Source organism: Streptomyces sp. NPDC033177 (genome assembly GCF_055577715.1).
In genome coordinates this window covers 369303-389462 of sequence record NZ_JBVIPS010000002.1, presented here as the reverse complement: position 1 = coordinate 389462, position 20160 = coordinate 369303, and the positions used below count along the sequence as shown (strand labels likewise).

Here is a 20160-nt window from a genome sequence, read left to right as displayed (position 1 = left end):
AAAGCTCGTCCAGCGATCACTCACCGATCATTCAACGAACAAGTCTGAAACTTGTTCTAGATTACCGTCCCGGCGTAACCTCGCGGACAACCGCAAGAAGAAGGGGGCCGAGAGTGACCGCTGAGGCCATGGAGGCGGGCCCCCGGACGGGGCCGGACGCCGATGGTGATCGTCCGTTGCGCATCGCTCTCCTCACGTACAAGGGCAACCCGTTCTGCGGGGGCCAGGGCGTCTACGTACGTCACCTCTCGCGCGAGCTGGCCCGCCTCGGCCACAGCGTCGAGGTGATCGGCGCGCAGCCCTACCCCGTCCTGGACGACGACGGTCTCGAAGGGCTCAAGCTCACCGAGCTGCCGAGCCTCGACCTCTACCGCTCGCCCGACCCCTTCCGCACGCCGAAGCGCGCCGAGTACCGCGACTGGGTCGACGCGCTCGAAGTGGCGACGATGTGGACCGGCGGATTCCCCGAGCCCGCGACGTTCAGCCTGCGCGCCCGCCGCCATCTGCGAGCCAGGCGGGGCGAGTTCGACGTCGTGCACGACAACCAGACGCTCGGCTACGGCCTGTTGGGCGACCTCGGTGCCCCGCTCGTCTCGACGATCCATCACCCCATCACCGTGGACCGCCGCCTCGAGCTCGACGCGGCGCCCGACTGGCGCCGCCGCATGTCCGTGCGCCGCTGGTACGCGTTCACGCGCATGCAGAAGCGTGTGGCCCGCCGTCTGCCCTCCGTGCTCACCGTCTCCGGCACATCGCGCCAGGAGATCGTCGACCACCTCGGCGTACGCGACGACCGCATCAGCGTCGTGCACATCGGCGCCGACACCGACCTCTTCTCGCCCGACCCCTCGATCCCCGAGGTGCCCGGACGCATCGTCACCACCTCCAGCGCGGACGTCCCGCTCAAGGGCCTCATCTACCTCGTCGAGGCGCTGGCCAAGGTCCGCGCCGAGAACCCCGCCGCCCACCTCGTCGTCGTCGGCAAGCGCGCCGAGGACGGCCCCGTGGCGCAGGCCATCGAGCGGTACGGCCTCGAAGGTGCCATCGAGTTCGTCAAGGGCATCACCGACGAGGAGCTGGTGGACCTGGTCCGCTCGGCCGAGGTCGCCTGCGTCCCGTCGCTCTACGAGGGCTTCTCGCTTCCCGCGGCCGAGGCCATGGCCACCGGGACGCCCCTCCTCGCGACGACCGGCGGCGCGATCCCCGAGGTCGCGGGGCCCGACGGCGAGACCTGCCTTGCGGTACGCCCCGCCGATCCAGGCGCCCTCGCCGCCGGACTGAACCGACTGCTCGGCGACCCGGAGCTGCGGGCCCGCCTCGGCGCCGCCGGGCGTGAGCGGGTTCTCGCCAAGTTCACCTGGGCCCGCGCCGCCCAGGGCACCGCAGAGTTGTACCGCGCGGCGATCGCCACCAACGCGGCCTCGCAATCCGGCCGCCCCCCGGCCACCACCCCGACGTACTCCGGGAGCCATCGCTGATGCTGACCGTCGACTTCACCCGCTTCCCGCTCGCCGCGGGCGACCGCGTCCTCGACCTGGGCTGCGGCGCGGGCCGGCACGCCTTCGAGTGTTACCGGCGGGGGGCCCAGGTGGTGGCCCTCGACCAGAACGGCGAGGAGATCCGCGAGGTCGCCAAGTGGTTCGCCGCGATGAAGGAGGCGGGCGAGGCGCCTGCGGGCGCCACCGCCACCGCGATGGAGGGTGACGCGCTCAACCTGCCCTTCCCCGACGCCTCGTTCGACGTCGTGATCATCTCCGAGGTGATGGAGCACATCCCCGACGACAAGGGCGTACTCGCCGAGATGGTCCGGGTCCTGAAGCCGGGCGGTCGCATCGCGGTCACGGTCCCGCGCTACGGCCCCGAGAAGATCTGCTGGGCCCTGTCGGACGCGTACCACGAGGTCGAGGGCGGTCACATCCGCATCTACAAGGCGGACGAGCTGCTCGGCAGGATGCGGGAAGCGGGCCTGAAGCCGTACGGCACGCACCACGCGCACGCGCTGCACGCGCCGTACTGGTGGCTGAAGTGCGCGTTCGGCGTGGACAACGACAAGGCGCTGCCCGTGCGGGCGTACCACAAGCTCCTCGTCTGGGACATCATGAAGAAACCGCTGGCCACGAAGGTGGCGGAGCAGTTGCTCAACCCGGTCGTGGGCAAGAGTTTCGTGGCGTACGCGACGAAGCCGCACCTGCCGAAGGCCGACGCGAAGACCGACGCGTGACGAGCCCGGAGCGGACGGAACACCTGGTCCTGCCGGGCGTCCTGACGGCGGATCAGGCCACGCGGACGGTCCGCGGGATTCTTGCCGTCCAGCGCGAGGACGGCGCGATCCCGTGGTTCCGCGGCCACCATCTCGACCCCTGGGACCACACCGAGGCCGCCATGGCCCTGGACGCGGCGGGCGAGCACGCGGCGGCGGGCCGCGCCTACGACTGGCTGGCGCGGCACCAGAATCCGGACGGGTCCTGGTACGCGGCGTACGCCGACGGGGATCCGCACGACGTGACGGACCGGGGCCGCGAGACGAACTTCTGCGCGTACATCGCGGTGGGCGTCTGGCACCACTACCTCTCGACCGGCGACGACACGTTCCTGGACCGCATGTGGCCGACGGTGGTGGGCGCGGTGGAGTTCGTGCTCGCCCTCCAGCAGCAGGGCGGCCAGATCGGCTGGAAGCGGGAGCCGAGCGGTGAGGCGGTCAACGACGCGCTGCTGACGGGCAGTTCATCGATCCACCAGGCGCTGCGGTGCGCCCTGGCGATCGCCGAGCAGCGCGAAGAACCGCAACCGGACTGGGAGTTGGCGACGGGTGCGCTGGCCCACGCGATCCAGAGCCACCCCGAGCGGTTCCTGGACAAGGACCGCTACTCGATGGACTGGTACTACCCGGTCCTCGGCGGCGCGCTCACGGGCGCGGCGGCCAAGGCCCGCATGGAGGAGGGCTGGGACCGCTTCGTGGTGCCGGACCTCGGCGTGCGCTGCGTCATCCCCAACAACTGGGTGACGGGCGGCGAGAGTGCCGAACTCGCCCTGGCCCTCTGGGTGTTGGGGGAATCGGACCGCGCCCTGGAGATCCTCCAGTCGATCCAGCACCTGCGCGACCCGGAGACCGGCCTGTACTGGACGGGTTACGTCTTCGACGACGGTGCGATCTGGCCGGAGGAACTCACCACGTGGACGGCGGGCTCCCTGCTGCTCGCGGTGGCGGCACTCGGCGGCGACGAGGCCACCTGCGCGGTCTTCTCGGGCGAACGCCTCCCCGAGGGCCTGACCCCGGAGTGCTGCGGCGCCGCCACCGGGGGTCAGTAGCGGCGCCACAGCGGCGCCGCTGCCGGGGGGTGACAGCGGCGACCGTGGTGGTACGCGCGGGCTCCTCCATCAGTAGCGGCGGAGGCGGCCTGCGATGGCGTGGCCGATGAAGACGTAGACCAGTGCCGCGAGGCCATAACCGCAGACCACGCGGGCCCAGGCCTCGTCGAACGTGCTGTGTCTTTCCGGGGGGTGCCCCCGGATCCCCCGGATCGTGTGACTGGGGGTGGTGGGGGTCGGGGCGTGGCGTGCCGGTGCCGGTCAGTAGCGGCGGAGGCGGCCTGCGATGGCGTGGCCGATGAAGACGTAGACCAGTGCCGCGAGGCCATAACCGCAGACCACACGGGCCCAGGCCTCGTCGAACGTGAACAGATCGTGTGACCAGCCGGCCAGCCAGCGGGCCACGTCGTGGATGAACTGGACGAGGTCGTTGGCGCGGTTCGCGTCCAACAGATACATGAGGATCCACAGGCCGAGGATGATGGCCATCACGTCCGCGACGATGACGATGACCCTCGCTGCGGTGCTGCCACGTGCTTGTCGGGTGGACATAAAGACCGTGTACCTGGCCCGGCCCGGTTGAAACCCGTACGGGCTCGCCCGAGTGGCGGGTCCCGCCGACCGGGGTGAGGCTGCCGGGAGAGCTGTCCGCAGGCTGTCCACCCCCGGAGGTCCCCGTGTTGCCGTCCGCCGCGACCGTACGCCGGTCTCTCGTCGTCCCAGTGCTGTGCGGGGCCCTGATCGCGGGGGCGACCGGGTGCGGGGGTGACGACGCGGACGCGGCGTCGTCCTCCAGGGCGCCGTCGAGTTCGAGCTCCGCCGAGAAGCAGAAGTTCGCCAAGACGCGGTTCGCGGCAAACGCGGGGATCGCCGCCGGGGCGACGTACCAGTGGATCGTGAAGCCCTTCCGCGCGGGGAAGTTCAAGAAGGGCGCCGACGGGCGCAAGTTCGCCCTGATCAAGGCGGGCCTCGCCGGGACCCTCGCCTACAACCGCCTGAAGGCGGCGTCGAAGAACGCGAAGGGCGACCCCGCGCTGGCCAAGGCGGTGGCTCCGCTGACGGCGGGCATCGACGCCCTGAAGGATCTCCCGTCCAAGCTCCGCAAGGGCGACTCCACGGACTCGGTCGTGAACTCCTTCGACGACGTCATCAACCAGGTGAAGGACGCCGGGAAGGGCGCGGGCGCGGAGGTCAAGAACAAGGTGCCGTCGGCGGGGGAGCTGGCGAAGGGGTAGGCGAAGGCACCCGGGAGGGGCGTCGTCAGGCGCCGGACGGGCTGAGCTACCGCTCCAGCTCGGCCAGCTCGGCCAGCTCGGCCAGCGTCCGCAGCGTAAGACGGTCCGGAGCCAGTACCAGCAGATCCGTGACGGGTCCCTTCCGCCACAACTCAAGCCGCTCCGCGATCCTCTCCCGCGGTCCCACCAACGAGATCTCATCGGCGAAAGCGTCCGGAACGGCAAGGACCGCCTCTTCCCGGCGCCCCGCCAGAAACAACTCCTGAATCCGCCGGGCTTCCGCCTCGAACCCCATCCGCGCCATCAGATCTGCATGAAAGTTCCGCGCGGAGTGCCCCATCCCCCCGATATAGAACCCCAGCATCGCCTTGACCGGAAGCAGGCCCTCCGCAACGTCGTCGCAGACCTTCGCCCGCGCCATCGGCGCGACCATGAAGCCGTCGGGCGCACCCTCCAGCGAAGCCTCGTACACGTCGGCCCGCATCGGCGACCAGTAGAGCGGCAGCCAGCCGTCCGCGATCCGCGCCGTCTGCGCGATGTTCTTCGGGCCCTCCGCACCGAGCAGCACCGGAAGATCCGCCCGCAGCGGATGCGTGATCGGCTTCAGGGGCTTGCCCAGGCCGCTCCCGTCCTCTCCCCGATAGGGGTGGGAGTGGAAGCGCCCGTCCAGTGCCACCGGCCCCTCCCGCCGAAGCACCTGGCGGATGACGTCCACGTACTCCCGGGTCGCGGTCAGCGGCGACTTCGGGAACGGCCGTCCGTACCACCCCTCCACCACCTGCGGCCCGGACAGCCCGAGCCCGAGCATCATCCGCCCGCCGGACAGGTGGTCCAGGGTCAGCGCGTGCATCGCCGTCGTCACCGGCGACCGCGCCGCCATCTGCACGACCGCCGTGCCCAGCTTGATCCGGGAGGTCTGCGCAGCGATCCAGGTCAGCGGGGTGAAGGCGTCGGAACCCCACGCCTCGGCCGTCCACACGGAGTCATATCCGAGCCGCTCGGCCTCCTGGGCGAGTGCCACGTGCCCGGGGTCGGGCCCGCGCCCCCAGTAGCCGAGTGCGAGTCCCAGGCGCATGCCCATACCCCGGTCCTTTCTGACGGTACGTCAGTTCGGTGCAGGGTGGCGACTGTACGACAACGGCCCCCCGCCCGGAAGGGCGAGGGGCCGCGAGGTGTCGCGAGGTACGGAGAGATCAGCCGCGCTGAATCCCCGTGGTGTCCTGCAGCACGCCACGACGGCCGTCCTGCGTCTGGGCAACCAGGCCGGGACCGCGCTGCTCGACGGCCAAGTACCAGGTGCCGGGCGCCAGTTCGGCGATCGGCGTCGGCGAACCGTCCTCCGCGTACAGCGGACGCGGCACGGGCACGGCGAACCAGAACGGCGAGAAGTCACCGGCGGCCTGCGCCTGCCCGGGAGGCGGCGTCTGCTGCTGCGGCTGACCGGGCTGACCCGGCTGGGCACCGAAGGGCTGACCCTGCTGCGGCTGACCGGGCTGACCCGGCTGGGCGCCGTACGGCTGCCCCTGCTGCGGCTGGCCCTGCGCACCGGGGTACCCGTACCCACCCTGCGGCTGGCCGCCGTAGGGCTGAGGGGTGGGACGCGGGGCGCCGACGAGGGGAGCCTTGAGCGCCGGAACCAGCGCCGTCGCGACCGCGGCCGCGGCCAGGACCAGGGCGGCGATCAGGCCGAGGATGAGGCCGATGCCGGCCTCGGGGCCGCCGGAGCCACCGCTCAGGCTGCTGTCGAAGAAGAAGCCGTACGACTGGTCGGCGTCGAAGATCGCACCAATCGAGCTCCAGGCGGCGGCGATGGTGAAGGCGACGCCGAGCTGGCCGAGGTCGAGGCCCGCGACCTTGCGCGGCTGCGGGAGGGCGCGGCCCACGACGATGAGCGCGGCACCGATGATCCCGAGCAGGTACACGCTCAGCAGCAGGTTGCCGTTCTCCCAGGCGTTGGGAAGCTTGTCGCTGTCGCCGCCGTCGGCGTCAAGGGTGTTGAGGAACGATGCGATGAAGAGCAACACCGCTGCCCCGATCACCACGCCGTCGCCTCGAGTGAGAGAGCGGATATTCACTTCAGGTCCTTCGTAAGTCGTCTCGTCGGTGGAGGCGTCGCTCGCCCCAAGGTCGTGGTGCTGAGCGCGGGGATGGCCCCCCATCGTACGGAGGACATTATCGTTCACGCGGGTGGGGTGTCTGCTCGGGATAAAGACCAACCAACCCGTTATCCCCGACGAACCAACCCGTTATCCGCGCAGAAAGCTCACGATTCCGTCGGAGATCCCCTGCGCCGCCTTCTGCCGCCAGGTGTCGCTCGTGAGCAATGCCTCGTCCTTCGCGTCGCGCATGTTGCCGCACTCGATGAAGACCTTCGGGACGGTCGAGAGGTTGAGGCCGCCCAGGTCCTTGCGCACGTCGAGCCCGGTGCCGTCGCCGACGTAGTTGGAAGGGGCGCTGCCGGTCGCCCGAAGGAACGTGCCCGCGATGCGCTCGCCCAAGTCTCGCGAGGGAACGACGATCTCGGAGGTGTCCGCGGCTCCGGACTTCACCGATGCGGGAAGGATCACATGGAAGCCGCGGTTGCCCACGGCCGAGCCGTCGGCGTGTACGGAGACGACGGCGTCCGCGTGGGCGTTGTTGCCGATGCGGGCGCGCTCGTCGACGCAGGGTCCCCAGGGGCGGTCGCCGTCCTGGGTGAACTTGACCGTGGCGCCCTGCTTCTCGAGCAACGTGCGCAGGCGGCGCGAGACGTCGAGGGTGAACTGGGCCTCGCTGTAACCGTTGTTGGTGGAGGTGCCCGTGGTGTCGCACTCCTTGCGGTGCGTGCCGACGTTGACGAGGCGGTTGATCTCGGCGGTGTGCTTGCCGTTGCCCGTGTTGTGACCGGGGTCGACGACGACGACCTTGCCCTTGAGCGGGCCGGAGGCGGCGGGGCGGGTGGAGGACTTCGGGGGCTTCGACGCGCTCGGCTCGTCACTCGCGTCGCCGTCGCCCTTGTCACCCTTGCCGTCGTCCTTCTCGGAGGCGGACGGGGAGGGCTCGGCGGAGGGCGAACCCTGCGCGGACTGGCTCACGGAGGGAAGCGTTCTGGCCGGCTCACTGCCGCCTGGTCCGCTCGTGGCCTCGTAAATGAGCCATCCCGCGAGGCACGTCGGCACCAGCGCGGCGAGCGTCACCGTGAGAGGGCCGCCGGTGAAACGGCGGGGCGGGCGTGGGGGCTGGCTGTCCGGACCTACGTACGACACGAGAGTGACTCTAACGGGGAGGTCAGATCCCCGCTCCCGTTCGGCGCAGGACGCGCAGGGAGTCGGTCGGCGGGAGTTCGGTGAACGCGCCGGAGTTCAGGGCCCTGAGGTACACGCGGTACGGGGCCTGACCCGTCATGATGTCCGCCGGGTTCGGGAAGACGTCGTGGATAAGGAGCAGGCCGCCCTCCGCGAGGTGCGGGGCCCAGCCCTCGTAGTCGCCCGTCGCGTGCTCGTCCGTGTGGCCGCCGTCGATGAAGACCAGGCCGAGCTTTCCGCCCCACGCCTTCGCCACCTGCGGCGAGCGGCCGACGATCGCGATCACGTGGTCCTCCAGGCCCGCGTGGTGCAGCGTGCGGCGGAAGGTCGGGAGCGTGTCCATGCGGCCGAGCTCCGGGTCGACCGTCGCCGGGTCGTGGTACTCCCAGCCCGGCTGCTGCTCCTCGCTGCCGCGGTGGTGGTCCACGGTGATGGCCGTGACGCCCGCCTCGCGTGCGGCGTCCGCGAGCAGGATCGTGGAGCGGCCGCAGTACGTTCCGACCTCCAGGAGCGGCAAGCCGAGCGCCGCCGCCTCCGTCGCCGCGGCGTACAGGGCGAGGCCCTCGCCGGCCGGCATGAAGCCCTTGGCCGCCTCGAAGGCGGCAAGAATCTCCGGCGTGGGCTGGGGGGCGGCCATGGGGTCCTCCTGGGCTTCCGAAAAGCGGTGGGTCTCCGCCGTGGGCCGACCTATGCTGCCGCATGGTCCGGCTGATCATGGAGGCGGGGCCGTGCAGAGGAGTGGAAGGCGGCATGACCATGCAACTCGTACCGGCGGATCCGACGGTGCTGCATCCTTTTCCGGACCAGCCTCGTGTCGTGCTTCTGAAGCCGCTGGTGAAGTCGCCGTTGATCGAGGTCGGGGAGTTCTCGTACTACGACGATCCGGACGACGCGACCGCCTTCGAGACGCGCAACGTCCTCTATCACTACGGGCCCGAGAAGCTCCGTATCGGCAAGTTCTGTGCGTTCGGGACGGGGGTGCGGTTCATCATGAACGGCGCGAACCACCGGATGGACGGGCCCTCGACCTTCCCGTTCCCCATCATGGGCGGGTCGTGGAGCGAGCATTTCGATCTCATCAGCGGGCTGCCGGGGCGGGGGGACACCGTCGTCGGCAACGACGTGTGGTTCGGGTACGGGGTGATGGTGATGCCCGGCGTGCGGATCGGGCACGGGGCCGTCATCGCCTCGGGGTCTGTTGTGGTGGATGACGTTCCCGACTACGGGGTCGTCGGCGGCAACCCCGCCAAGCTCATCCGTACGCGGTACAGCGAGGACGAGGTTGCCCGGCTGTTGGCCGTTGGCTGGTGGGATTGGCCTGCGGAGCATCTGACGGAGCATGTCCGGACTGTTATGTCCGGGTCGATCGAGGAGCTGGAGAGGGTCGCTCCGCGGGGGTAGAGCGTCTTTTCCCTCCCCAACCCCGCCCCTTCCCGAAAACCCGCTCGGCGCGGGGGCCTTGCGTGCCGTCGATCACCGGCTTCGCCGAGTTCGTCCTCAAACGCCGGACGGGCTAGAAATTTCCCCGGCTCGGGGAAATTTCCAGCCCGTCCGGCGTTTGAGGACATCTTGTACGGGGTCTGGGGCGGAGCCCCGGTTTCGGGAAGGGGCGGGATTGGGGAAAGCCCCGCAGGGACCGCCCCTACGCCAGCACCTCACTCCCGCCCGGCAGCAGCAGGTCCATCTCCACCGCTCGGTCCGCCTCGCGATACGCCGCCGCCGAGGCCAGCGGCGCATGCCCGGACGCCGTCGCCGCGAGGACGTACGAGCCGTCGCCCGGGACGGAGAGCGCGTAGCGGCCGCCGTCATCCGTCAGCGCCGACCCCGCCTGCCGCCCCCGGCGGTCGATCAGCGTCACCTTGGCCCGCGCCACCGGCGCCCCGGAAGGGCTCAGCACCCGGCCGTGGAAACCGGCCAGCGCCTCCGTGGCCGCGCGCAGGTTCGCGTCCTCCTCGCTGCTGGCCCGGAGCTGCGTCTTGACCGAGCGGCGGGCGGAGGGCAGGAAGAGGGCGAAGACCAGGCCGAGGGCGACCGCACCCGTGGCGATGAGGAAGGACGTGCGGAAGCCCGTCATCGTCGGGACGGCGACGCCGCCCACGTGGTTCGCCGTGTTGGCGAGGACCATGCCGATCACGGCGGACGAGACCGACGTGCCGATGGAGCGCATCAGCGTGTTGAGGCCGTTCGCCGCGCCCGTCTCCGAAGCGGGCACCGCGCCGATGATCAGCGCCGGGAGCGAGGAGTAGGCGAGGCCGATGCCCGCGCCCACGACCACCGCGATGATGATCGTCTGCCAGGCGGCGCTCATCAGGCCGAGGCCCGCCCCGTAGCCGATCGCGATGATCAGCATGCCGAGGATCAGGGTTACCTTCGGGCCGTACTTCGCCGAGAGGCGGGCGTAGACCGGGGCCGTGAACATCATCGTGAGGCCCAGCGGTGCCACGCACAGACCCGCGACGACCATGGACTGGCCGAGGCCGTAGCCGGTGGTGGTCGGGAGCTGGAGCAGCTGGGGCAACACCAGTGAGATCGCGTAGAACGCCACGCCGACCATGATCGAGGCCAGGTTGGTGAACAGGACCGCCGGGCGGGCCGTGGTGCGCAGGTCCACCAGCGGCGCCTTGAGGCGCAGCTCCATCACGCCCCAGAGGACGAGGACGACCGCCGCCGCGCCGAACAGGCCGAGGGTCATGCCCGATGTCCAGCCCCAGTCGCTGCCCTTGGTGATGGGGAGGAGGAAGAGGACCAGGCCCGCGGAGAGGCCGAGCGCGCCGATCACGTCGAAGGTGCCCTGCGCCTTGACCTTGCTCTCGGGCACGAAGAGGACGGTCAGGACCATCGATATGACGCCCAGGCCCGCCGCGCCGAAGAACAGGGTGTGCCAGTCGGCGTGCTGTGCGGTCAGTGCCGCGAGCGGCAGCGCGAGGCCGCCGCCGACGCCGATGGAGGAGCTCATCAGGGCCATCGCGGAGCCGAGCTTCTCGCGGGGCAGCATGTCGCGCATCAGGCCGATGCCGAGCGGGATGGCGCCCATCGCGAAGCCCTGGAGGGCGCGGCCGACGATCATCACGACGAGGTTGTCGGTGAAGCCGCAGATCAGGGAGCCCACGACCATCACGGCGAGGCTTGTGAGCAGCATGCGGCGCTTGCCGTTGAGGTCGCCGAGGCGGCCCATGATCGGGGTCGAGACGGCGCCGGCGAGCAGGGTCGCCGTCATGACCCAGGTGGCGTTCGACGGCGTGGTGTCGAGCAGCGTCGGCAGGTCCTTGATGACCGGCACCAGGAGCGTCTGCATCACCGCGACGACGATGCCGGCGAAGGCGAGTACGGGGACGACTCCGCGGGTGCCGCGTTGGTGGGTCGTCGACTGCGTCATTACGTGGGGCCTCCGGGGGCGGTGCAAGGGTGCAGGGTGGCAGGGGTACGTGCAGTACGAACCTGTTTCCCCGGGCGACTATTCCGACGGATGTCGTACGAGGGGAATTCTTGACCTGTTGTTAACCGGGGGCTTACGGGAGCCCGCGCCCGGCACCTGAGTGGACCCGCATCTGACCCACCGTCAGGCTTCCATCGAATTGGAACGTGTTCTAGTGTGTCGCCGTCCCGGAAGCTGCTACCGGCGAGGACGCGCATGGGCATCGGAATCACGCAGGAACAGCGGGAGTTGGCGGCGGCGGTGCGCGGCTGGATCGCCCGCGCGGTCCCGCCCGAGGAGATACGCAAGCTGCTCGACGCCCCGTCGGCCCCCGGCGGCAGGCCCGCCCACTGGGAGGGGCTCGCCGAGCAGGGGCTGCTCGCGGTACACCTGCCCGAGGAGTGCGGCGGCGGGGGCGGTGACCTCGTGGACCTCGCGGTTGCCCTGGAGGAGGCGGGGCGGGCCGCGCTCCCGGGGCCCTACCTGGCGAGCTCCCTCGCCTCGGCCGTGCTGCACCGGGCGGGCGCCGTCGACCTGGCCGCCGAGCTGGCCTCCGGGGCGCGGATCGGCGCCGTCGCGCTGGGTGCGGGCACGCTGACCGCGCTGTCCGTGCCGGACGGCTACCTCCTCGACGGCGTCGCGCCGCCCGTGCTCTGCGGGGCCGACGCCGACCTGCTGATCCTGGCCGCCGAGTCCCCTCGCGGAACCGTGTGGCTGGCCGTCGACGCGGCCGAGCTGACCGTACGTACGCAGGAGAGCGCCGACCCCACGCGGCCCACCGCCGAGGTGGTGGCGGACGGTGTCGAGGTCCCGGCCGGGCGGGTGCTCGATGTCGACGCGGCACTCGTACGGGACTTGGCGTGCGCCCTGTACGCGGCGGACGCATGCGGGGTGGCGGCCTGGGCGCTGGAGACCGCCACCGAGTACGCGAAGGTGCGCGAGCAGTTCGGGCGGCCGATCGGACAGTTCCAGGCGGTCAAGCACCTCTGCGCGGACATGCTGGTGCGCCTGGAGCAGGCACGGGCCCTCACCTGGGACGCGACGCGGGCGACGGACGCCGCCTCGCCGAGCGATCCGGCGCCGGGCGCCCTTTCGCCGCCGGGCGGTCTGCCGCCGGATGTCCCCCCGCGGGACGGCCTCTCGCCAAGCGGTCCCTCGTCGGGCGGCCTGTTGTCGGACGCCCCCTCGCCGGGTACCCCTTCGCCGCCGGGCGGCCCGTCGCCGGGTGGCCTGTCGCCGAGCGGTCCCTCGTCGGGCGGTCTGTTGTCGGACGCCCCCTCGCCGGGCACTCCTTCGTCGCCGGGCGGCCCGTCGCCGGATGTCCCCCTGCGGGGTGGCCTGTCGCCAAGCGGTCCCTCGTCGGGCGGTCTGTTGTCGGATGCCCCCTCGCCGGGCACTCCTTCGTCGCCGGACGGCCCGTCGACGGACGTCCCCCCGCCGGGCGGCCTCTCGCCAAACGTCCCCTCGCCGGACGACGGCCTGTCGCCAGACTCCCCGTCGCCGGACGTACGCAGCCTCGTCTGTGCGCTCGCCGCCGGTGTCGCCCTCGACGCCGCGTACTCCTGTGCCAAGGACGCCATCCAGATCCTCGGGGGCATCGGCTTCACGTGGGAGCACGACGCGCATCTGTATCTGCGCAGGTCACTCGTTGCCCGGCAGCTGCTCGGCACCGGTGACGCGCACCGGCTGCGGGCGGTGCGGCTCGCGGAGGGCGGGGCGCGCCGGGAGCTGCGGATGGAGCTGCCCCCGGAGGCGGCGGCCTACCGGGAGCAGGCGCGCGAGGCCATCGCCCCGGCCCGCGGCCTCGATCCGGCCGCCGCCCGCAAGGCCCTCGCGCCCACCGGCCATGCCGCACCGCACCTGCCCGAGCCGTACGGCCTCGGCGCGGGGCCCATCCAACAGCTCGCCGTGCAGCAGGAGTTGGCGGCAGCGGGCGTACGCGTCAGTGATCTCGGGATCGCCACCTGGGTGGTGCCCTCGCTCATCGCCTACGGGACACGCGAGCAGCAGGAGCGGTTCCTGGCGCCGACGCTCAGGGGCGAGGTGCTGTGGTGCCAGCTGTTCAGCGAGCCCGGGGCGGGCTCGGACCTGGCCGCGCTGCGGACACGGGCCGAGCGGGTCGAGGGCGGCTGGCTGATCAGCGGCCAGAAGGTGTGGACGAGCGCGGCGCAGTGGGCGGACCACGGCATCCTGCTGGCCCGCACGGACCCGGAAGCCCCCAAGCACAAGGGACTCACCTACTTCCTCGTCGACATGAAGCGGGCCAAGGGCATCGACATCCGCCCGCTGAAGGAGATCACCGGGGACTCCCTCTTCAACGAGGTCTACTTCGACGACGTCCTGCTGCCCGCTGACGCCGTCGTCGGCGAGGTGAACGACGGCTGGCGGGTCGCTCGCCACACGCTCGGCAACGAACGCGTCCACATGGCCGACCAGTTGACCTTCGACACCGGCCTGGAGGCTCTCATCGAGCGAGCCGGCGAGCTCGACGGCGCCCGCCGCGCGCGCATCGGCGCGCTCGCCGCCGAGGCGCACGCGCTCGCCTGCATCGGCCTGCGCACGACGATGCAGCAGGTGGCCGGGGCGGAACCGGGCGCCGGGGCCTCCGTCCGCAAGCTCGTGCAGACCCCGCATCAGCAGAAAGTCGCCGAGCTTGCCCTCGAACTGCTCGGCCCCGCGGGCGCGGTGCGCGAGGGCGCCGGGGAGCGGGCGCTGCACGGCTTCCTGATGTCGCGCTGCCTGACCATCGCGGGCGGGACCACGCAGGTGCAGCTGAACGTCGTCGCGGAGCGGCTCCTCGGCCTGCCGAGGGACCCCGAGCCCCGCCCCATCATCTAGAAGGAGCTGGCCAGTGAAGGCGTACATAGTCGGCGTCGGCATGACGAAGTTCGAGAAACCCGAGACGCGGGACTGGCAGTACTGGGACATGGCGAAGGAGGCGGGCACCAAGGCGCTCGACGACGCCGGGATCTCGTACGAACAGGTGGAGCAGGTCCCGGTCGGGTACTGCTTCCAGGCCTCGACGGCGGGCCAGCGGGCCGCGTACGAACTGGGCCTGACCGGTGTCCCGGTCTACAACGTGAACAACAACTGCGCGACGGCGTCGACCGCGCTGATGATGGCGCGGCAGTTCGTCGAGGGCGGCATCAACGACTGCGTCCTCGCGCTCGGCTTCGAGAAGATGGCGCGGGGCGCGTTGGGGGGCGGGTCCGACGGCGGCGACTTCAAAACGTCTCCCGTCGCCCGGCACTACGGCGTGATGGCCGCCCGCCACGGCTTCGAGATGACCCCGCCCACCGCCCAGATCTTCGGCAACGCGGCACGCGAGCACATGGAGAGGTACGGCACGACCGAGGCGCAGCTCGCCGCGGTGGGCGCCAAGAACCACCGGCACTCGGTGAACAACCCGTACGCCCAGTTCCAGGACGAGTACACCGTCGACGAGATCCTCGCCGCCAAGACCATCCACCGCCCGCTCACCAAGCTGCAGTGCTCGCCGACCTCGGACGGGTCGGCAGCCGCGGTGGTGGTGTCGGAGCGGTTCGTGGAGCGGCACGGCCTCCAGGAGCGTGCCGTTGAGATCGCCGCGCAGGCGATGACCACGGACACGGGGGAGTCCTTCGAATCGGGCTCGTGCATCGACGTCGTGGGGCAGCCGATGTCGCGGGCGGCGGCGCGGCAGGTGTACGAGAGGTCGGGGCTCGGCATCGAGGACGTCGACGTCGTCGAGCTGCACGACTGCTTCTCGATCAACGAGCTCCTCACCTACGAGGCGCTCGGCATGTGCGCGGCGGGGGAGTCGGGGAAGCTCGTCGAGAGCGGCGCCACGACGTACGGCGGGCGCTGGGTGGTGAACCCCTCGGGCGGCCTGATCTCCAAGGGACACCCGCTCGGCGCGACGGGCATAGCCCAAGTGGCCGAACTGACCTGGCAGTTGAGGGGCGAGGCGGACGCGCGGCAGGTGGCGGGGGCGCGGGTGGGGCTCGCGCACAACATCGGCCTCGGCGGGGCCGCGGTGGTGACACTGCTGCGGAAGGGATGAGGAAGAAGGGGCGGGAGATGAGGAAGGAAGGAGGGGCGGAGTCGGCCCGGGGTCCTAGGACCCACGGCCGAGGATCTCTGCGGCGAAACCCCGATGCAAGGGCCATGCACTCCTGAGAGCATGGCTGTCATGGTCCAAACGCCCCCCGACACTTACATGCCCGCCACCGCACGGAAGTCGGCCCCCGTGTGGGCGGTGGTGCTCGCCGCCTGCGCGGGACAGTTCCTCGTCGTCCTCGACGTGTCCGTGGTGAACACCGCGCTGCCCTCCATGCGGGCCGACCTCGGCATGAGTGCGGTGGGCCTGCAGTGGGTGGTCAACGCGTACTCGATCGCCTTCGCGGGCTTCATGCTGCTCGGCGGGCGGGCCGGCGACCTCTTCGGCCGCAAGCGGATGTTCCTTGTCGGGCTCGCGCTCTTCACGGTGGCCTCGCTCGCGGGCGGCCTCGCGCAGGCCGAGTGGCAGCTGCTCCTCGCGCGGGCCGTGCAGGGACTCGGCGCGGCGGTGCTCGCCCCCTCGACCCTGACGATCCTGACCTCCGCGGTGCCCGAAGGGCCCGCACGCATACGGGCCATCGGCACCTGGTCGGCGGTGGGAGCGGGCGGCGGCGCGGCGGGCGGCCTGGTCGGCGGAGTCCTCACCGACCTGCTCTCCTGGCGCTGGGTGCTCCTGATCAACGTGCCGATCGGCGCGCTCGTCCTCGCGATGGGCGTGCTGTGGCTCACCGAGAGCCGCGCGGGCGGCAGCCGCAAGCTCGACCTGCCGGGCGCGGTCCTCGTGACGGGCGGGCTCGCCACCCTCGCGTACGGCATCGTCCAGACCGAGGAGCAGGGCTGGACGGCGGCCGAGACCCTGGTGCCCCTGGCGGTGGGCCTCGCGCTGCTCGCGGCGTTCCTGGTGGTGGAGGCGCGGTCGGCGGTGCCGCTGATGCCGCTGAAGCTGTTCCGGGTGCGGTCGGTGTCGGCGGCGAACGCGGCGATGTTCGTGTGCGGCGCCGGAATGTTCGCGATGTGGATGTTCATGACGCTGTACGCGCAGAACGTCCTCGGCTACTCGGCCCTGAAGGCGGGTCTCGCCCTGATCCCGTCCTCGCTGACGATCGTCTTCGGCTCGAAGCTGGCGCCCCGCCTGATGCCGGTGCTCGGGGCGAAGAACGTGTCGCTGCTCGGCATCATCGTGGCGGCGGCCGGGTTCGGCTGGCAGTCGATGATGACGGCCGACGGCGCGTACGTCACCTCGATCATGCTGCCCGGCATCGTGATGATGTTCGGCGCCGGCCTGGCCGCGACGCCGCTGGCCTCCCTTGGCACGTCCGGGGCCGCGCCGGGCGACGCGGGCCTCGTCTCCGGTCTCATCAACACCTCGCGCACGATGGGCGGTGCGCTGGGGCTCGCGGTGCTCTCCACCGTCGCGGCCTCGCGGATGGGCGGCTCCACGAGCCCCGAGGCCCTGACCGAGGGCTACGCGGCGGCGTTCAGGACCAGTGGGTTCATCCTGCTGGCGGGGGTCGTGGTGCTGCTGGTGTGGATGCCGAGGGAGCGGAGCAAGGGCTGAGCGGAATCAGCCCGTCCGGCGACGGAATCAGCCCGTCCGGCGTTTGAGGACGAATCGTCGGAGCCGGTGATTGAGGGTGCCGCGGGGCGAGGGTTGAGTGGAATCAGCCCGTCCGGCGATTGAGGACGAACTCGGCGGAGCCGGTGATCAACGGCGCCCGGGGCCGCGGGGCCACAAGCCACGGCCAGGGCCCAGGGGCCAGAAGCGGCGGCCCGGGTCAAGGCCCAGGGGCCAGATCAAAGCCAGCCCCGCTGCCGAGCCTCCCGTACCGCCTCCATCCGGTTCCGCGTCCCCGTCTTCCCGATCGCCGCCGAGAGGTAGTTCCGTACGGTCGACTCCGACAGATGCAGCTTCTCCGCGATGTCGGAGACCGTCGCGCCGTCCACCGAAGCCTTCAGGACATCCGCCTCCCGCCCGGTCAGCGGGCTCGGCCCCGCGCTCAGTGCCGCCGCGGCCAGCGCGGGGTCGATCACCGTCTCGCCCCGCAGTGCCTGCCGGATCGCCTCCGCGAGGTCCTCCACCGGGCCGTCCTTGACCAGGAAGCCCACCGCGCCCGCCTCCATGGCCCGGCGCAGATAGCCGGGCCTGCCGAAGGTCGTGAGGATGAGTACCCGGCACTCCGGGCACTCCTCCCGCAGGTCCGCCGCCGCGTCGAGCCCGCTGCGGCCCGGCAGCTCGATGTCGAGGAGCGCCACGTCGGGGCGGGCGTTCAGCGCCGCGTCCACGATCTCGTCGCCCGCGCCGACCTGCGCGACGACCTCGATGTCCGCCTCCATGCCGAGCAGCAGCGCGAGCGCGCCCCGCATCATGCCCTGGTCCTCGGCGAGCAGGACTCTGATCATGGGGTGCGCTCCTCCAGGAGGGGGCCGGAACCGGAATCGGGACCGGCGCTGGACCCGGGGCCGGGACCGGGGCTTGGTTCGGTGACCGGCAGCTCCGCCGTGACCCGGAATCCGCCGCCCGGTGCGGGGCCCGACTCCAGGGCGCCGCCCGCCGCCGCGAGGCGTTCGGCCAGGCCCTTCAGCCCGCTGCCGGGCGTTCCCGAGCCTACGCCGCGACCGTCGTCGGTGATCAGCAGCCGAGTCCGTTCGGCGGTGCCCGTCACCTCGATCTCGCAGCGGGTCGCCCGTGCGTGGCGTACGACATTCGTGGCGGACTCCCGGACGACCCAGCCGAGCAGCGCCGCGGTCTGCGGGGCGAGCGGCGGGCCCGACTGCCGTACGACGGCCTCGATGCCCGCCGCGTCCAGGAGGTCGCGGGCCCGGTCGAGCTCCGTGGCCAGGCTGCCCTCGCGGTAGCCGGTGACCGCCTCGCGGATCTCGGTCAGGGCCTGGCGGCCGACGGACTCGATGTCGGAGACCTGGCCGAGCGCCGCGTCCAGGTCGCGGGGCGCCAGACGCCGCGTCGCCTCCGCCTTGACGACGATCACCGACAGCGTGTGGCCGAGCAGGTCGTGCAGGTCACGCGAGAAACGGAGCCGCTCCTTCTCGACCGCGCTGCGAGCCAGCTCCTCACGGGTGGACCGCAGTTCCTTCACCGTCTCGGAGAGGGCGAGGATCGCGGCCGTCACCATGACGGAGATGAATGTGCCGTACGCGATGCCCGCCGCGTCCCAGCCGTCCTTGAGGCCGCCGACCACCGCCGCCGTGATGCTCAGGGCGAACGCCGCGGGAACGAGCTGCCTGCCCCGGAGCACCGAACCCGTGGCCAGGCCGAGCAGCGGGAAGAACATCAGCCAGCTGTCGCCGTAGCCGATGGTGAGGGCGAGGGTGACCGCGGTCAGCGCGAGCAGGAGCTGCCTGGTGACGCGTGCCTCCCGCGCCCTCTTGTCGAAGGCGCGGAACACCACGCTGATGTAGAGGGAGTTGAAGACCAGCAGGCCGAGCCCGCCGAGCCAGGGATTGCCCGTCTCGCCCTGGAGGATGTTGGAGAAGGAGCCCATCCCCATCAGGAGCCAGGGCAGCATCGCGAAGCCGTTGGGCGGGCCCAGGTCCTCGGGTCTGCTCCGGCCGGACTTCTCCCGCGCCCGCGCCTCCGCCAGCTGCGCCCCGCTGATGTGTTTCCAGCGCGCGAGACGTGCGTGCCGCTGCCAGAAGCCCTTCACCGCCATCGTTTCTCCTGTCGCGCCGTGGCGCCTCGTCCCAGGCTGCCGACCCTACGGAGCCGGGGCGGAAAACCGGCAGATGTGGTTGTACGGACTCGGCCGGTACAAATGTCACGGGCGGGCGAGGGCGGCCCTCCGAGCACCTATCTGACGTGACGTCAGGAGTCTTCACAACTACCGAACCCTCGGCTATACATGGGATCGCCGGACTGGAACGCGTTCTAGAACGGGCGCTGTCCGGCCCTGTTGCGACCTCGGTGCGACCGACGGTGCGGACGGCCGCACCGAGGTCTTCAGACCGGTCAAGGAGCTGCCACCCCATGCCCATCGATGCCGCGAAAGCACTGGCCGCGGAGCCCAGGTCGGCCGAGATCGCCTGGGATCACAAGGACATCCAGCTCTACCACCTGGGCCTGGGCGCGGGCATCCCCGCCACCGACCCGGACGAGCTGCGCTACACCCTGGAGTCGAAGCTGCACGTCCTGCCCAGCTTCGCGACCGTCGCGGGCGCCGGCATGGGCGTCGTCGGCGGGCTCTCGGCCCCCGGCATCGAGGTGAACCTGGCCGCGGTCCTGCACGGCGGCCAGAGCATCACGCTGCACCGCCCGATCCCGGTCAAGGGCGAGGCCGTCACCACCTCCAAGGTGGCCGCCGTGTACGACAAGACCAAGGCCGCGATCCTCGTCCTGCGCACCGAAGTCGCCGACTCCGATGGGCCGTTGTGGACGAGCGACGCCCAGATCTTCGTACGCGGTGAGGGCGGTTTCGGCGGCGAACGCGGCCCCTCGACCCGCCTCCCGGCCCCCGAGGGCGAGCCCGACAGGATCGTCGAGCGTCCCGTCCGCGAGGAGCAGGCGCTGCTCTACCGCCTCTCCGGGGACTGGAACCCGCTGCACGCCGACCCCGAGTTCGCCAAGCTCGCCGGCTTCGACAGGCCGATCCTGCACGGCCTGTGCACCTACGGCATGACCCTCAAGGCCGTCGTCGACACGGTGCTCGGCGGAGATGTGTCGCGGGTGCGGAGCTACAGCACACGCTTCACCGGGATCGTCTTCCCCGGCGAGACCTTGCGGATCCGGATGTGGAGCCCGGAGAGCGGCCGTGTCCAGGTGGCGGTGACGGCGGCCGAGCGGGACGACGCGCCGGTCCTCGCCGACACGGTGATCGAGCACGCCTGAGGCTTCGGACACGCCTGAAGCGCCGCCGCAACGCCTGAA

General features: G+C 71.3%; 17 protein-coding genes. 9 read left to right on the top strand and 8 right to left on the bottom strand.

The window, feature by feature from the left end; translation table 11 throughout:
- The first annotated feature begins 113 nt into the window (after window positions 1–113).
- From ACZ5U5_RS07810 to ACZ5U5_RS07800, 3 genes are read left to right on the top strand one after another with little or no spacing between them, the layout of a single operon-like run.
- Complete coding sequence (locus ACZ5U5_RS07810) at window positions 114–1478, top strand: glycosyltransferase family 4 protein (protein ID WP_469017792.1); 1365 nt, start codon at window positions 114–116, stop codon at window positions 1476–1478.
- Window positions 1478–2221, top strand: coding sequence for a class I SAM-dependent methyltransferase (locus ACZ5U5_RS07805; RefSeq protein WP_160504786.1), 744 nt, complete (start codon window positions 1478–1480; stop codon window positions 2219–2221). The genes ACZ5U5_RS07810 and ACZ5U5_RS07805 overlap by 1 nt, the downstream gene beginning before the upstream one ends.
- Window positions 2218–3309 carry a prenyltransferase/squalene oxidase repeat-containing protein gene (locus ACZ5U5_RS07800; RefSeq protein ID WP_469017789.1) on the top strand — a complete coding sequence of 364 codons (1092 nt, stop codon included), beginning with the start codon at window positions 2218–2220 and terminating at the stop codon, window positions 3307–3309. The genes ACZ5U5_RS07805 and ACZ5U5_RS07800 overlap by 4 nt, the downstream gene beginning before the upstream one ends.
- A gap of 261 nt (window positions 3310–3570) precedes the next feature.
- Here the strand turns inward: ACZ5U5_RS07800 and ACZ5U5_RS07795 are convergent, their stop codons facing one another.
- Window positions 3571–3861, bottom strand: coding sequence for a hypothetical protein (locus ACZ5U5_RS07795; RefSeq protein WP_451203177.1), 291 nt, complete (start codon window positions 3859–3861; stop codon window positions 3571–3573).
- A 128-nt stretch (window positions 3862–3989) separates the two neighbouring features.
- On the opposite strand from ACZ5U5_RS07795, the gene ACZ5U5_RS07790 reads away from it, so the two are divergent.
- Window positions 3990–4544 carry a hypothetical protein gene (locus ACZ5U5_RS07790; protein ID WP_469019348.1) on the top strand — a complete coding sequence of 185 codons (555 nt, stop codon included), beginning with the start codon at window positions 3990–3992 and terminating at the stop codon, window positions 4542–4544.
- A 46-nt stretch (window positions 4545–4590) separates the two neighbouring features.
- Here the strand turns inward: ACZ5U5_RS07790 and ACZ5U5_RS07785 are convergent, their stop codons facing one another.
- The 4 genes from ACZ5U5_RS07785 to ACZ5U5_RS07770 all read right to left on the bottom strand — a co-directional run bounded on the left by ACZ5U5_RS07785 (window position 4591) and on the right by ACZ5U5_RS07770 (window position 8465).
- Window positions 4591–5619, bottom strand: a complete 1029-nt coding sequence (locus tag ACZ5U5_RS07785) for an LLM class F420-dependent oxidoreductase (RefSeq protein WP_469019345.1) — start codon at window positions 5617–5619, stop codon at window positions 4591–4593.
- A 118-nt stretch (window positions 5620–5737) separates the two neighbouring features.
- Window positions 5738–6619 carry a hypothetical protein gene (locus ACZ5U5_RS07780; RefSeq protein ID WP_469017786.1) on the bottom strand — a complete coding sequence of 294 codons (882 nt, stop codon included), beginning with the start codon at window positions 6617–6619 and terminating at the stop codon, window positions 5738–5740.
- A gap of 171 nt (window positions 6620–6790) precedes the next feature.
- Complete coding sequence (locus ACZ5U5_RS07775; protein WP_469017784.1) at window positions 6791–7789, bottom strand: N-acetylmuramoyl-L-alanine amidase; 999 nt, start codon at window positions 7787–7789, stop codon at window positions 6791–6793.
- 22 nt (window positions 7790–7811) lie between these two features.
- Complete coding sequence (locus ACZ5U5_RS07770; protein WP_469017782.1) at window positions 7812–8465, bottom strand: class I SAM-dependent methyltransferase; 654 nt, start codon at window positions 8463–8465, stop codon at window positions 7812–7814.
- Window positions 8466–8584: 119 nt separating this feature from the next.
- Here ACZ5U5_RS07770 and ACZ5U5_RS07765 point away from each other — a divergent pair, with 119 nt between their 5' ends.
- Entirely contained in the window at window positions 8585–9229 is a 645-nt protein-coding gene (locus ACZ5U5_RS07765) for a CatB-related O-acetyltransferase (protein WP_469019343.1), read from the top strand.
- Between the two features lie 241 nt (window positions 9230–9470).
- On the opposite strand, the gene ACZ5U5_RS07760 is transcribed toward ACZ5U5_RS07765, so the two are convergent.
- Window positions 9471–11204 (bottom strand): MFS transporter, encoded by a 1734-nt coding sequence (locus ACZ5U5_RS07760; RefSeq protein ID WP_469017779.1) that lies wholly within the window; start codon window positions 11202–11204, stop codon window positions 9471–9473.
- Between the two features lie 255 nt (window positions 11205–11459).
- Between ACZ5U5_RS07760 and ACZ5U5_RS07755 the strand changes: the two genes are divergently transcribed.
- The 3 genes from ACZ5U5_RS07755 to ACZ5U5_RS07745 all read left to right on the top strand — a co-directional run bounded on the left by ACZ5U5_RS07755 (window position 11460) and on the right by ACZ5U5_RS07745 (window position 16839).
- The gene (locus tag ACZ5U5_RS07755) at window positions 11460–14081 is read left to right on the top strand and encodes an acyl-CoA dehydrogenase (protein ID WP_469017777.1); all 2622 of its coding nucleotides are present in this window, start codon (window positions 11460–11462) and stop codon (window positions 14079–14081) included.
- 13 nt (window positions 14082–14094) lie between these two features.
- The gene (locus ACZ5U5_RS07750) at window positions 14095–15285 is read left to right on the top strand and encodes a lipid-transfer protein (protein ID WP_469017774.1); all 1191 of its coding nucleotides are present in this window, start codon (window positions 14095–14097) and stop codon (window positions 15283–15285) included.
- A 129-nt stretch (window positions 15286–15414) separates the two neighbouring features.
- Window positions 15415–16839: an MFS transporter gene (locus ACZ5U5_RS07745; RefSeq protein WP_469017771.1), complete on the top strand. Its 1425-nt coding sequence runs from the start codon at window positions 15415–15417 to the stop codon at window positions 16837–16839.
- 236 nt (window positions 16840–17075) lie between these two features.
- Here the strand turns inward: ACZ5U5_RS07745 and ACZ5U5_RS07740 are convergent, their stop codons facing one another.
- Both ACZ5U5_RS07740 and ACZ5U5_RS07735 read right to left on the bottom strand, forming a co-directional pair.
- Window positions 17076–17681, bottom strand: a complete 606-nt coding sequence (locus ACZ5U5_RS07740) for a response regulator (RefSeq protein WP_469017767.1) — start codon at window positions 17679–17681, stop codon at window positions 17076–17078.
- Entirely contained in the window at window positions 17678–18949 is a 1272-nt protein-coding gene (locus ACZ5U5_RS07735; protein WP_469017764.1) for a sensor histidine kinase, read from the bottom strand. The genes ACZ5U5_RS07740 and ACZ5U5_RS07735 overlap by 4 nt, the downstream gene beginning before the upstream one ends.
- Window positions 18950–19263: 314 nt before the next feature.
- On the opposite strand from ACZ5U5_RS07735, the gene ACZ5U5_RS07730 reads away from it, so the two are divergent.
- Window positions 19264–20121 (top strand): MaoC/PaaZ C-terminal domain-containing protein, encoded by an 858-nt coding sequence (locus ACZ5U5_RS07730; RefSeq protein ID WP_469017761.1) that lies wholly within the window; start codon window positions 19264–19266, stop codon window positions 20119–20121.
- The last annotated feature ends 39 nt before the right edge of the window (window positions 20122–20160 follow it).